Source organism: Acidobacteriota bacterium, assembly GCA_016713675.1.
Lineage (GTDB): Bacteria > Acidobacteriota > Blastocatellia > Pyrinomonadales > Pyrinomonadaceae > OLB17.
On the sequence record JADJOS010000001.1, the window covers coordinates 633,955 to 648,235 of the forward strand.

Genomic DNA, 14,281 nt, shown 5'->3' on the forward strand with positions numbered 1-14,281 from the left:
TATTTTTGTAATTTGAGGAGAAAGATCAATGAAAAGCTTTTTGATCGTGAGAACCCTATTTGCAGCAGTCGCCTTGGCGATCTTTGCTGCCGGAGTTCAGACCACGTTCGCTGTAAATAATGATGTTGAGGGTGTTTGGCGGCAGATCGACGCTGCCAAGGTAAGGGCTCGCGGGGAACGCAAGCTCAACCCCGAAAGATTCCAAACATTTAGTCTTGATCAGAGCCGTCTGAAGCGTCTGATGGGTGAAATGCCGCTCGAATTCACCCAGGATGCTAACGAACGTTCGGTCATTCTTGGAATTCCGATGCCTGACGGTTCGATCTCACGTTTTCGTATCGAGCGATCGGCCGTCCTGGCAGACCATCTTGCCGATGCATTCCCATCATGGAAGACATTTCAGGGCTACGGCCTCGATGATGCGTCGGCGACCGGGCGTTTTGACTGGACGAGCAAAGGATTTCACGGTTACATCTTTACCTCAAAAGGCACCGTATATATCGATCCGTTTCAGGAAAATGACCTGCAAAACTACATCGTTTATTACAAGAGCGATTACCCACGGCCGGCTGCGGATGATTTCTCCTGCGGCTTCGACGACAGATTCCGAAAAGAGCTTGGCGTCGCCGATCTGAAATTCGATCTGCCCGAATCGGCTCCGTCATTTACTAACGGCACCAATATTCGCACATACCGCATTGCCGTTGCCACGACCGGCGAATGGGCCCGCGGAACGACGATGTCGACAGATCCGCAAACCGTCAGGACTGCCGCACTTGCCGCTCTAACAACAAGCGTAAATCGCCTCGACGGAATTTATCGCCGCGAACTTTCTGTCACGCTGCAGCTGGTAAACCCGCCGATCACAAATGACGCGACAAACATCATCTTCGACGACCCTGCGACCGACCCGTATGACAATACGGATGGCATCCCGCAGTTAGGAATCAATCAGACGACGATAAATGCTCGTGTCGGGATTCCAAACTATGACGTCGGTCATCTTTACGGTACGGGCGGAGGCGGTGTCGCATCGTCGCCATCGGTTTGTTCGACGCAAAAGGCCGAGGGCTATTCGGCACGCGCCGGATTCTACGGCGATCCGTTTACCGTTGATTATGCCGCTCACGAACTTGGACACCAGTTCGGATCCGACCACACGTATAATAATTCCGATCCGGGCGGTGCCTGTACCACCCGCTCTGCGACCGATGCATTCGAGGTCGCCAGCGGTTCGACGATCATGTCGTACGTCGGCATCTGCAACCAACGAAATCTGCAGCAATATGTAGATACGATCGTGCCGATGTTTCATATCCGAAGCCTGACGACGATGCTCACAAACATTCAAACCGGCGACGGCAACACCTGCGGAACGGCAGGTGCAAATGCAAATTCGATCCCGACCGTCAGTGCCGGACCGAGCTTTACAATACCAAGACTGACGCCGTTCACACTTACGGCAGCTGGTAATGATGCCGACCCCGCAGATGTACCGAACCTGCTCTATTCGTGGGAACAGTACGATCTGGCACCGTCGGCGAGCGGACAGCTTGGAACGCCTGCCAATACATACGATGTCGATACGGACGGCGTATTGCGTCCGCTGTTTCGTGCATATTCACCTGTCGCTAGCAACTCGCGAACGTTTCCGAGCCTGAATTACATTCTTAACACCGGCACGAATAATCCGGCCGGCACCAACAATCCGCCGCTGACCTACACCGGAACACATCCGACCGGCACCACCGGATCGGTCTGCGAACCTATGGTCACCTGCGTTACCGGTGAAAATCTGCCCTCGGTCGCTCGAACGATGAATTTCCGTGTCGCGGTAAGAGACCAACGCGGCGGCATCGCCGATTCTGCCACCACGGTCGCGGTCGCCGGTGCAGCCGGGCCTTTCCGTGTAACTTCGCCAAATTCGCTGGGCGATGAGGGTATCGTTACCAGTTGGCCCGGCGGTTCGACGCAGACCATAACCTGGGATGTCGCCGGTACCGACGCCAACGGCATCAACGCCGCAAACGTCAAGATCTCACTCTCGACCAATGGCGGACTGTCGTTCCCGATCACGATCTCCGCTTCGACCCCTAATGACGGGACCCAAGCGATAACCGTGCCGAACAATGCGACGACCCAGGCTCGGATCAAGATCGAGGCGGTCGGAAATATCTTCTTTGACATCAATAACGCCAATTTCACGATCACGGCGAACCCGAACGCCCGCGGCGTCCGCAGCGATTTCGACGGTGACGGCAAGACCGATCTTTCCGTATTCCGCCCGAGCGATGCGACATGGTATCTGAACCGTTCAACGTCGGGATTTTCGGCAGCCGGATTCGGACTCGGAACTGACACGATCGTAACCGGTGATTTTGACGGCGACAGAAAGACCGATCTCTCTGTATTCCGTCCGTCGAATGTCGAGGGAGAGCCTGATTTCTTTGTTTTCCGCAGTGCAGATTCGACCTTCACGGGCAAGGCCTGGGGCGTAACCGGTGACCTGCCGGTGATCGCGGACTATGATGGAGACGGCAAGGCGGATTACGCTGTTTGGCGGCCTGCGACCGGTGATTTCTATGTTCTGCAGTCACTTGCCGAAGGCCTAAAGCACTATCGCTTTGGCCAGACGGGCGACAAACCGGTCCAAGGCGATTTTGACGGTGACAGTAAGGCGGACTTTGCCGTCTTTAGGCCATCTAATGCGACCTGGTATATTGCCCGCTCGACCGACAACGGCGTGACGATCACACCGTGGGGCCTCGCGACAGATATTCCGGTCTTTGCTGATTACGACGGCGACGGAAAAGACGACGTCGCGGTATGGCGTCCGTCTGACGGTTTCTGGTATGTCCAAAGATCGACGGGCGGTATCAGCTATACTTCGTTTGGGCTAGATGGTGATATACCGGTTCCCGGAGATTACGATGGTGACGGCAAATATGACCAAGCCGTATATCGCGGTGGAACGTGGTACGTAAACAACTCTACTTCGGGGTTCTTCACTGCACCGTTCGGCCTTGCGACCGATATCCCAACGCCGCGCAGATATCTGCCGTAGTCCGACATTTACTATTGTTTCTTTTGCGAGATCGTCCGAAAGGGCGATCTCATTTTTTTGCGGAGTATGATTCGGCCAGGTTATTTTGACCAGTGACATTTTCGCGGAAGGCAATTAATAATTGTGGAGATAGTTGGTGCTGTCCGTTCTACAATCGATAACGACGGTAGATCTCGACACGTTCCCGAAGCGTGTCGCGGTCGATCCCTTCCGCGATCAACTCGTCCGTCGATCTCGACTCTAAAAGCGTTTTTGGTATGACGGCACACAGTGCGAACGCATCGGCCTCGATCTCTTTACGGCTTGATCTTTGAACGCCGTGAAAGCTTGCGGTCGCACCGGAATCAGGCGTGTGGAGGAGAAAATGGCCGAGTTCATGGAATAACACGAGCACCCTTTCAGCGCCCGACAGCCGGCTGTCAACTGCAATAAAATCCCGCCCCGATACGCGGTGGTAAAAACCGCCTACGGTCAAAGGCATCTCTGTTACGCCGATCCGGAACCGTTTGCAGAGTTGGTAGAAATCGTCTTCGGTCAGTGGGCGTTTGTTCCAGCCGGGGCAAAGAGGCGAGATCTTGTCTACGACGAATTGCATAACAGAATCACTGTCGATGCACTATTGTATCATTGCTGCGACATCTCAGCAAGCTTTGGTTTGCGCCGACCGGTCAAGTACACGCTTAGCATCTGTAACCGCTGCGATCTTTTCATCATCAGTGAACTTCTCCCAACCGCGAAAAAAAACAATGCCGTAATCGGACGGACATTCGCGGCCCTCAAATATGTGCCACTCGTTCATGATGCGGATCGGGTCATCAAAACGAGAGATCGCTCTCTCGATATCAAAAGCGTCGATCGAACCGAATTCCCGGACGGTGGGGTGCCCAAGAGCGGCAAGGCGTTTATCGACGATCTCAGTGATCTTGTCCTCGAGAAACCTGCCTAACCCGATCGCGGGCTTTTGATTCCCGTACATCTCACCCTTGCCGGTCAGCAGCCAGTTGAGCGAAACATTCGTTACGTTTGCGATCTTGATCAATACTTCCGGAGCGGGCAGCCGTCCTTGGTAGTAATTTCGCACCGTTGCGTGCGGGATGCCTAATCGTCTGGCGACATCTGACATCATCTCGTGCTCAAACGTACGATCAAGCCGACGAACAAAATCGCTGTTGACACCCATGTCTAAAACGTCTGTTTTCTTCATTAATGCAAATGTTACTATACGTTTTCAAGAAATCAAAGCGATCACATCGGTTTTCGCGTGATAATTAGTTGTCTGATCGACACTGTTCCGTTCCCTAACCTGAGATAAGGAACGTTGCCTATTTTGGTAAGGTCCAGCGAGCCTATCGGCAAACTCATCGACGAATGTTGCGGTCGCGAAAACAGAAAGCCACCGACACAGCCGTCACGCTGAGTGATCCGGAACTTTCAACGAGAACGGATAGACAAGCGTGTACCGGACCGGTCACTCCCAAGATCTGTCGTACCTTGACACAGCACCCAACAAAACCGTATATTCTGTAATTCGGCCTTGCCGAATCGGGCTAGTCAAATTCTCTTTCGTCAGTTGCCCGAACACGACAATTCTTGCCGCCCTAGCTCAGTTGGTAGAGCGTTCGATTCGTAATCGAAAGGTCGTCGGTTCGACTCCGATGGGCGGCTCCACATAATTCAAGACGAAAAATTTCAGCGTGCGGCCATTCGGCCGGTCTAGGCCAAGTGCTATAGTTTCTTCGGAATCGATACCGTATGGGCTCTGTGTAAACGCACCGGCGACCGGAGGATGGTGCTGGTTTGCTGCACCTTCGCGGCACACATACTTTAATTACTTCGCGTTCGGAACGACCCACAGTTCGGTTGATTCCAACGCGCGATCGCGGCGGACGGGCTTGAAAACGCTCGTGATGCGGCCGGCCGTCACACCGAATTTGGCGAGATCTCTTAGAATTTCACGCCGCTTTTGTGCGAACTTTGCCTGGGACGTTTCTGCGATCACTATCTTGCCCCGGCTCTTCGGGCTGGCATTGAGTTCCGCCGCATATTCCTTGAGGTCATACAGATTTCCAAAACAACCTGGGATTCCGTCGGAATATTCGGCGGCATACATATACGGCTTGGTTGGCGGCTTGGCTTCCTTGGGCGTATCGATGGGGCCGTCGCCCGCTTCCGGCGTTGGCATATCCGCTCCCGCGGTCACGAGCCAGAACTGCGTCTTTGCATCTTTCATTAATGAAGCATCGGTGAAGGTCAGCCGTGTTTGGTCGAATTGCCGCATCTTGATGTAATTGGTGAGCGAAAGTTTACGGCGACGGCCAGAATCAGGTTCGGCAGTAGCTGAGTAGATAACGATCACGCCCTGATCGTTCGGGTTGATATTGAGCTCGATCAGGAACGAATCCAAGCGAGCAAACCCTTCCTCACAGTTATTGCCGGCAGTTCGGAACTCGTCGACCAAGCGTGCAGTTGGCCATAACTCAAAAATCACAGAATCCGACGCGGTTGTCGAGCACGCCGGCATCCAGCTGTTGCCGGAAATTTCGACTGTAGCCGTTAGCGATGTCCCCGCAACCGACCGGTCTGTCGCGACGTTGATCGAACGGGTGCCTTGACCGCTGACGATGGTACCGGCGGAAACGGTCCAGTTGTACGTGGCGTCCACCGATCCGCCGACCGAAGCCGTAAAAGTAAGCTGTTCGCCCACGTTCAATGCTCTGTCCGGGCCGTCAACCTTTATCACAGGGCAAACATCCACGTGGACACAGCTATCACATTCTTTGACCGTGGCGGTAGCAGTTTTCGACTCGGTGACCCGCCCGTCCTTTTCGACCGCCGCCGCCGTGATCGTGTACGTTCCGGCCATTGCCCCGGAAAGGTCCCAGTCGAATTCGAGCGGCCCAACACGATTTGCCCGGCCACCCGAAACTATTACGTCCACGCGGGCATTTTTTACGTCCCGGCCTGCGACGGTCGCCTTGACCCGAATTGTCCAATCGTCGCTGCAGCCTTCACCCGAAGGTCTGATACCGGGCGCACATGGCCTAATAACTACCGTTTTGGAAAGTTCCAATTTATCGATCCGAACATCAACCGAAGCCGCGGAAGCAGCGGCAACCCGTCCGGTTTCAACGACGTGGAAGATGGAGATCAGAACCGATACTAATGCGAGCAGAAGAATTTTCGAGATCATATATTTGTCTGTTCAGTTTACACATTATCGACTGATCCCGACAATACAGTTTGAAACGGCTGTCGGAGTATTTCCGAGCCATTCGCGTACCGGCAGCGAGTAATGAACATTCGAACATGCCGCATCGAACCGATCGATCTCATAGCTCGGCGTTCGATATTGAGATATTTATTGGGGGTTTTGAGCGGAAAAGTCAATGCCGGCCCGGCTCGGGCATGCGAACGACCTCGACTGAACAAGATGCACGGGCTGAGACGGCGACCGAAACGCTGCCGAGAAGGAATCGTTCGAACGAATTAAGCGAACAATGCGGGCCAACGAAGATGCTGTTCGCTCCCCAGATCTCGGCTTGTTCGGTGATCATCTCGGCAGGATGCCCGAGCGTTACTTTCAGAGTGGTGCGGAGCCCCGCGTCCGTTAGTTTTTCGAGCGCACTTGCCGCCAGCGTTTCAGCCCATTGGTGTGCGAATCTGGCCTCGATGGTTGCATCCGACATTTGTGGAGTAAAACGTCCGATCGTGCTCAAAACGGAGGAGTCGGCCACAGCCAAGAGACTTACTTCGGCTGCCGGGCCCCATTTTCGGAGAGCGATCGCATCGACGGCCTTTATCGCGGCGGGCGAACCATTAAATCCGACCAAAATCTTTTCGGGCTGATCGCCACTGCCGCCCTTTCCGCGAGCGATCCGAACGGAGCATTCTGCTTCGGTCAATAATGTCTGAGTCGTTTGGCCGAGAAAACTAGTGCCGTGTCCGATATTTTGTCGCTCTCCAAGAACGAGAAGATCGGGTTGATAAACCTCCGCGGCTGCCAATATCTCACGGGGCGGCGAACCCTCACGTATCTCGGCGGCCAACTTCCAACTTGGAAATTCAGCATGAAGTATCGAAAGCCCTTCTCGAGAAACGCTCCCCGCTTCGTCCAGCGATCTTGGCGTTTGCCATGAATCGGCTACGGTTATCAGTCGGACCTCGGCCGCACCCGAAAGCCCGGCACGATGCATATCATAGAGTGCAGCCTTTGAAGCCTCGGAACCGTCATAGCCAATAAGAATTCGCATCTTTGTCGCCACCTATTGTTAAATTGCCGCCCCGCCAACAGCTAACGGGAGATCCACGGCTTGAGCGGACGTATTGCAAGCATTGTGCCAAACGAAAACAGACTGTTTTTGACTTGTTTCGGTCGAACAGGTGCGTAGATTTTCGCGGGGGGCCGCGAAAAGTTTCCGAGATGATCCTTTTTCCTCGCTGCTCAGGTCAGCACTAAGTCGATAAAATATGGCTGCGGATGGGATCTAACATTGGAACGATGGTTGCACTGCGCAGTGTTCCGGACATGAATTGAAAGAAATATTGCGTTGGATCCGGAACTACGGAGGTAACGGCGATGTTACATAAGCGAGAAGGCGAATCAGCTGCGATGTTTTTCATCCGTTGGACAGGAAGGCTTCTAAGCCTCGCGACGGGGTTGCTTTTGGCACTCTTCTTCCTCGGCGAAGGTTTGCATTTCTCCGAGCTGGCCGCTTTGGAGCTGATCGGACTGCTTTTCTTTCCGTTCGGCCTGTTGATCGGATTTGCGGTCGGTTGGCATAACGAACTTGCCGGCGGAGGAATATCTGTTGTTAGCGTTGCTGCCTTTTATCTTATTTACGGGATGGTCGCGAACGGGTCTTTGCCAAGCGGATTTTTCTTTTGCATTATTTACAGTTCCCGGCTTGCTATTTCTAGCTTATGGCCTGATCGACCGTATCGCTCTCCATCATCACCGATCTGGGCGAGTCACATTCTGACCACTTGGGGTAGCTAAATGGATACTTATATTGATGCAAGCGATCGGCAATATGCGGCAAACGCGGAGTTTCGTGCGATCGAAAAGCACGACAACGGCGAGCACATCATCGCGGCACTTGTTGGCACCGCTACCGGGCCGACGTTAATTGCGGTAGGCAGCGTTCACGGAAATGAACCGGGCGGAGTTTCCGCTCTTTCCAGAGTCGCTCAAAAGTTAGCCGATCGCACAAACAGGCTGAAAGGCCGGGTCTATTTTCTGGCCGGCAACACGAGGGCACTTTCGGCCGGTGTCCGCTTTATCGATCATGATCTCAACCGCTCGTGGACGCCGACGAATCTATCTAGTGAACGAGCGGTTGTGATGGCAAATTCGTCGGAGCGTTCTGAGATACGTGAACTCGACGCCATCCTCGACGGAATACTGATCACTGCGATGGACGAGGTATATGTGCTCGATCTGCATTCGACCTCGACCGGCGGAATGCCTTTCGCAACCGTCGGCGACACGTTGAGAAATCGTGATTTTGCACGTAAGTTCCCGGTCGCGATTCTCCTCGGTATCGAAGAACAACTTGACGGCACGATGCTGGAATATTTGAACAACGCCGGAGCCGTCACCCTGGGTTTTGAAGGCGGCCAGCATATCGGCCCTGAAACCGTTGACAATCACGAAGCATTGGTTTGGCTTGGGCTTGTAAATGCCGGCATTCTCGATGCCGACGACGTTCCGGAAATTGAATCAAGCAAAAAACAATTGGCCGGAAGCCACGGACGCTCGCGAGTGTTTGAGGTCCGATACCGACACGCGATCACCGAGGACGACCAGTTTTCGATGAACGCCGGATATGCAAATTTCGATCGGATTGCAAAAGGCGAAGTTCTTGGCACCGACCGCAGCGGCGAAGTAACCGCGATCGAGGGAGGCCTGATACTGATGCCGCTATATCAAAAGCTCGGAGAAGATGGATTCTTTATTGGCCGCGAGATCTCGCCGTTTTGGCTTGGACTTTCCGGACTGCTCCGTCGAATTGGTATTCAGAAGATCGTTTATTGGCTTCCCGGCGTGGCTCGCGATGAACATGACGCCGGAACTTTGATCGTAAACACGAGCGTTGCACGGCTCTTTCCGCTGCAGGTGTTTCACTTGCTCGGTTTTCGGCGTCGACGCTGGAGCGGAAACAAACTTATCGTAAGCCGCCGAAGGCATGACACCGACGGTCCATTCAAATGGAAAGGAAATTAAAATATGGGCGATAAAAAGGTCACACGTGATTATGATGACGAACAGATGCGAGCATTCACGCTGGGCGTTCTTAATGACCTGCAGGCTCTCGAATACATGCTCAAAGCCGGAATGTTTGAGGAAGATGTCCGCCGGATCGGGGCCGAACAAGAAATGTTCCTTATCGATTCTGCTTACCGTCCTGCTCCGCTTGCTCTGGATGTAATCGGTCAGGCCAAGGACAGCAGGTTGACCACAGAAATTGGAAAATTCAACCTCGAAGCCAATTTGACGCCGCTCGAATTCAAAGATGATTGTTTTCGGGTAATGGAAGACGAGTTGAATGAAATATTAGGCGTCGTTCGCAGATCTGCTGTCGAATTTGGCGGCGGAGTTGTCCTTGCAGGCATTCTTCCGACAATCCAGCAGTCGGATCTAACGAGCAAGAATTTAACACCTCACCCTCGCTATTACGAGATCGACCGGATCGTCACCGAACTCCACGGCGAAAATCGTGTGATTCACATAAAAGGCCTGGACGAGCTGCAGTTGACACTGCAAGATACGTTCATTGAGTTTTGCAACACAAGTTTTCAGGTGCATATGCAGGTCGGAGCGAAAGATTTCGTCCGGTATTACAATTGGGCTCAGGCGATCGCGGCACCGGTGCTCGCGTCTGCAGCAAATTCACCAATACTACTTGGCCACCGCTTATGGCACGAAACAAGACTGGCTGTATTCAAGCAGTCTACAGACACGCGCTCACTGACGCATAAGCAGCGAAATCAAAAACCGCGGGTCAATTTTGGTGATCAATGGGTCGATGATTCGATAATCGAGGTGCTGCACGAAGATGCGATCCGATTCCGGATCTTGCTGACCCAGGATATTAAGGAAAATTCGCTGAAGGTTCTATCTGAAGGCGGCATTCCTGAACTATCGGCGTGGCGTCTGCACAACGGAACGATCTGGCGTTGGAATCGGCCGTGCTACGGCGTGACCGATGGCAAGCCAGGACTTAGGATCGAGGCTAGATTTCTACCGGCGGGCCCAACTGTGGCAGACGAAATGGCCAATGCCGCGTTTTTCCTCGGCCTGATGACCGAGCTGCCCGAAGAGTTTGGAGATATTCGCAAGCACATGTCGTTTGACGACGCCCGTACCAATTTTTATAACGCCGCCCGGTACGGCCTCAAGGGTCAGATACGCGGCCTCGACGGCCAGAGCCGTCCAGTGTGTCGAATAATCTTGGAAGAACTGCTGCCAAGAGCGAGAAAGGGCTTGGCGAGGGCCGGTGTCGACGAAGCTGATAGCGACCGGCTTCTTGATATAATCGAGGAAAGAGTTTCACAGGAAAAATCAGGATCCCAATGGATGCTCGATTCTTATGCGGCAATGGATCAGCGGGCCAAGCCTAATGTGCGGCTTCGTTCCCTGACGGCTGCGATGAAGGCCCATCAGGAGGAAAGTGACGAACCGATGCATACGTGGGAGCTTGCCGAGATACCAAACGATTCCCAGTGGATCGACAACTACAAAACTGTCGAACAATTCATGGCCGTGGACCTATTTACCGTTAGGCCGGCCGACGTCCTGGATCTTGCTGCGAGCTTAATGCACTGGCGTCACGTCCGACACGTTCCTGTCGAAGACGACGCGGGCCGTTTGATCGGAATAGTATCGCATAGAGATCTGATCAAATTGATGGCTTCAGGAAAATTCGGAGCTTCTGCGAGCATCACGGTCAAGGATATTATGCAGACGGATATTGTGACCGTTTCACCCGATACACCAACGCTCGAGGCACTCGACATAATGCGTGAACGCAATATTGGCTGTCTTCCCGTCGTTAGGGATAGACGACTGGTAGGCATAATCACTGCTTATGATTTCCTGACCGTTTCGACAAAATTATTCGAAGAGAAGCTCGGTCAAGTCATGTAGTTCTCATTTGGTGCCCGGAAGATATTCACGATGGAGGGAACAAAAAAAATGAACGCTGCGTCAACACAACACGAATGGACAAAATACACGAAATTTTACACCGAGAACAATAAGGGACGGCTGACACGGTTAGGAGTTTTTGAAAAACAAGGTGAAACTGTCAATGACTATTGGCTCGAGAGCGGATTGCCGTTCAACGGGCTTGATATCGATACCCATAAGGACCTTCCATCAGTTCAGATCTCAGTCGGTGTGCTTTGCCATGAGGTCGACCAGGTTGTTGACATCGCCTTTCATTTGAGTGCATCGGGCGATGACGACGGAGTCGATATCAAGAGCACGAACGGTACCTCAACAGTGCTGCGTTTTGAGAGGCACACGGAATGACCGCAGTGCGAATTTTTTCACAGCATGGGGTAATACGACGCGTTTGTCCGGCCGGTTTGCTTTATAGATCAACGCCAACCGCCTTATCTGCAACATTTACGGTTGCTCCATGTTCGGAATGTTAATTGCATTTGAGCAAGTTAAGCCTTTAGTGCAAGAAGGCAATATCTACTATTTAGAAGAAGGGTCGGCGTCAGGGTCGAGTTTAATACAATGAAGGCATCTCACGATCTACAAATTCAGGATAAATGCCAGTCCTGTTCACTTCACAACGAGAATTTCTTTTGCCACATCTCTTCTCCCGGCTGGGATAGCTTTGAGTCGATCGCGATGACAAAAGTGTATCCGAAAGGAACGATGCTGTTTGTCGAAGGCCAGCCGGCGAGCGGTGTTTATATGCTCTGCCAGGGCAAGGTCAAACTCTCAACATGTTCACAGGACGGGAAAGTAATAATTCTCGGTATCGTCGAACCCGGCGAGGTGATCGGACTAAGTGCCGCTCTCGATGGTGTTGAATACGAAACGACAGCCGAAGTGCTCGAACTTTGTCAGGTGAATTATGTGGCTACTGATGATTTTATTCGCCTGATGCGTTCCAGCACCGATGCATGCCTTAATGCTGCCCGCCAATTGAGCCGCAATTACCAGACGGCTTATCGTCAGGTTTGTTCGCTCGGTTTATCAGATTCGGTCGCCGACAAGCTGGCAAAGCTCTTCCTCGGCTGGAGCGGTAACGGGACCGGCGGCGACGGACTAGTCCGAATGAAGAATTTTTTCACCCACGAAGAAATGGCCGAAATGATCGGCGCATCACGCGAGACAGTTACGCGTGCCCTCAAATATTTTCGCGAGCACGACTTGGTTACTCTTAAAGGCTCGGAGATGATCATCCACGACCGGCGGCGGCTAAAGGCCGTGATCGGTACCCGCAAGAACCTGCACACCGAAATGTGACACGCGTCACTTCTCACTGTGACGCGTGTCCTATCATTCGATAGATCCAGATCTAATAATCCATGATTGTCGGGAGGTGCAACGATGATGCTCGAGAAAGCGCCGGAAACACACTTATTTCGCGATCTTATCTCTGTGGAAGATCTCCTCAGCGGCTTGGCTCCCCGCCATCGCCGGTCACTCGCCCGGATCGAACATCATTCACATTTCGCTCCCGACACGCTCGTCTTTGACTCGCATGACCAACCCGAACAGATCTTCGTCCACCGCGGCGGCAAGCTTGCCCTTTTTCGGAACGATCGCGTCGAAGACCTGTTGAGTGCCTGTCCGGTTGGAGCAGGTTGTATCTATGGCCTCGTCGAGGCCCTATCGGGAAGTGATTTCAAGATGAGCGCAAAGACCATCACCGAAAGCGATTTTGATGTGATCGACCGCGACGAGTTCCTACGCTTTATCAAGAATGAACCCGAATTGTGCTTCCGTCTGGCCGAACTGTTAAGCCGCATGTATCAGCACGCCCTAGAAACGATCAAAGCCCATTGATCGTAAAAAATCTGCAACTTTTTTCACATTCCGCCTGATTTGTGACGACGCTCACATATCAAGACTTCGATGTCCGCTACCCTTGAATCATATTTGGCCTGTTCCAGGTCAAACGCACCAAATCGGAGGCATGCGTCATGACGTCAACTAATAAAATTAAGGTTGTATCTTTTTCAGTTTTTACACTGTTTTTGATCGCTTGGGTGGTCACAGGTACGGTCTCACAGGCAAGCGGCGATGTAATTGAAAGCGATTCATCGGCCGCCATACTGGCCGCTAATGCGAATCCTGACGATTTCGTAGGCAGCGAGACCTGTAAAGCCTGCCATGAGGACCAATTCAAGAAATTTAAAAGCACTAAGCACGCTAAATTGCAGGATGTCGCCAGCTGGAAAGACAAGGCTCAAGGCTGCGAATCATGCCACGGGCCCGGCAAACTGCACGTAGAGGGCGGCGGCGATAAGACAAAGATCATTACGTTCGCCGGCAAGAATTCCAAACAGATCTCGGAGACGTGTCTTGCCTGCCATACCGGCAAAGAAAGCCACAACAACTTCCGCCGCGGCGAACATTGGCGCAATGATGTCGGATGTACCGATTGCCACAGTTCCCATGGCTCGTTTGGAAATAATAGGCCAAGCTCGATAACTGAGATCGGTCAAACGACCGTCCAGAACCCCGGCATCGCAACCGTTGCCATGCTCAAGCAGAGCGAACCGCAGCTGTGTATTGGCTGCCATACCGAAACCAGGGCGCAATTCAGCAAGCCGTTTCATCACAAGGTGCTCGAAGGCGCGATGAAATGCAGCGACTGCCACAACGCTCACGGCGGATTTGAGTCGAAGCAGACCAAATTGGCGGTCGGAGCCGATGCTTCGTGTATCAAGTGTCATGGCGACAAACAGGGACCATTCGCATTCGAACATGCTCCGCTTAAGACCGAGGGCTGCTCTGCATGCCACACACCGCACGGCTCTGCGAATCCAAAAATGTTGTCACGTAATTCCGTTCGACAACTCTGTATGGAGTGCCACAGCGCTATCTCCGCTGATTCAGACGGTCCTCCCAATACACCGAGTTTTCATAATCAAACGAATATTCGATTCCTGAACTGTACGGTTTGTCATACAACCGTTCATGGATCAAATGCGAGCAACAGGTTCTTAAGGTAATCGAGAACCTGGAGG

The 14,281-nt window shown here is 52.7% G+C and carries 12 protein-coding genes and 1 tRNA gene; 9 read left to right on the top strand and 4 right to left on the bottom strand.

The annotated features are described in order from the left end of the window. Positions 1-28 precede the first annotated feature (28 nt). A complete protein-coding gene (locus IPK01_02865; protein ID MBK7932439.1) occupies positions 29-3,064 on the top strand; it encodes a VCBS repeat-containing protein in 3,036 nt (1,011 codons plus the stop codon). Positions 3,065-3,212: 148 nt separating this feature from the next. Here IPK01_02865 and IPK01_02870 read toward each other — a convergent pair whose 3' ends face one another. Beyond that, the gene (locus IPK01_02870; GenBank protein ID MBK7932440.1) at positions 3,213-3,659 is read right to left on the bottom strand and encodes an ImmA/IrrE family metallo-endopeptidase; all 447 of its coding nucleotides are present in this window, start codon (positions 3,657-3,659) and stop codon (positions 3,213-3,215) included. A 45-nt stretch (positions 3,660-3,704) separates the two neighbouring features. Further along, complete coding sequence (locus IPK01_02875) at positions 3,705-4,268, bottom strand: helix-turn-helix domain-containing protein (protein MBK7932441.1); 564 nt, start codon at positions 4,266-4,268, stop codon at positions 3,705-3,707. 388 nt (positions 4,269-4,656) lie between these two features. Between IPK01_02875 and IPK01_02880 the strand changes: the two genes are divergently transcribed. Beyond that, positions 4,657-4,732, top strand: a tRNA-Thr gene (locus IPK01_02880). A 160-nt stretch (positions 4,733-4,892) separates the two neighbouring features. Here IPK01_02880 and IPK01_02885 read toward each other — a convergent pair. Both IPK01_02885 and IPK01_02890 read right to left on the bottom strand, forming a co-directional pair. Continuing rightward, positions 4,893-6,254: a hypothetical protein gene (locus tag IPK01_02885; protein ID MBK7932442.1), complete on the bottom strand. Its 1,362-nt coding sequence runs from the start codon at positions 6,252-6,254 to the stop codon at positions 4,893-4,895. Positions 6,255-6,447: 193 nt separating this feature from the next. Beyond that, a complete protein-coding gene (locus IPK01_02890; protein MBK7932443.1) occupies positions 6,448-7,314 on the bottom strand; it encodes a universal stress protein in 867 nt (288 codons plus the stop codon). 326 nt (positions 7,315-7,640) lie between these two features. Between IPK01_02890 and IPK01_02895 the strand changes: the two genes are divergently transcribed. The 7 genes from IPK01_02895 to IPK01_02925 all read left to right on the top strand — a co-directional run bounded on the left by IPK01_02895 (position 7,641) and on the right by IPK01_02925 (position 14,266). Further along, complete coding sequence (locus IPK01_02895) at positions 7,641-8,060, top strand: hypothetical protein (protein ID MBK7932444.1); 420 nt, start codon at positions 7,641-7,643, stop codon at positions 8,058-8,060. Next, on the top strand, positions 8,061-9,287 hold the full coding sequence (locus IPK01_02900; GenBank protein MBK7932445.1) for a succinylglutamate desuccinylase/aspartoacylase family protein: 1,227 nt from the start codon (positions 8,061-8,063) through the stop codon (positions 9,285-9,287). Positions 9,288-9,290: 3 nt separating this feature from the next. Continuing rightward, entirely contained in the window at positions 9,291-11,210 is a 1,920-nt protein-coding gene (locus IPK01_02905) for a CBS domain-containing protein (GenBank protein ID MBK7932446.1), read from the top strand. 48 nt (positions 11,211-11,258) lie between these two features. After that, a complete protein-coding gene (locus IPK01_02910) occupies positions 11,259-11,597 on the top strand; it encodes a hypothetical protein (GenBank protein MBK7932447.1) in 339 nt (112 codons plus the stop codon). A gap of 330 nt (positions 11,598-11,927) precedes the next feature. Then, positions 11,928-12,551: a Crp/Fnr family transcriptional regulator gene (locus tag IPK01_02915; GenBank protein ID MBK7932448.1), complete on the top strand. Its 624-nt coding sequence runs from the start codon at positions 11,928-11,930 to the stop codon at positions 12,549-12,551. A gap of 84 nt (positions 12,552-12,635) precedes the next feature. Then, the gene (locus IPK01_02920; GenBank protein MBK7932449.1) at positions 12,636-13,094 is read left to right on the top strand and encodes a cyclic nucleotide-binding domain-containing protein; all 459 of its coding nucleotides are present in this window, start codon (positions 12,636-12,638) and stop codon (positions 13,092-13,094) included. Positions 13,095-13,285: 191 nt separating this feature from the next. Continuing rightward, positions 13,286-14,266 carry a cytochrome C gene (locus IPK01_02925; protein MBK7932450.1) on the top strand — a complete coding sequence of 327 codons (981 nt, stop codon included), beginning with the start codon at positions 13,286-13,288 and terminating at the stop codon, positions 14,264-14,266. Positions 14,267-14,281: the final 15 nt, after the last annotated feature.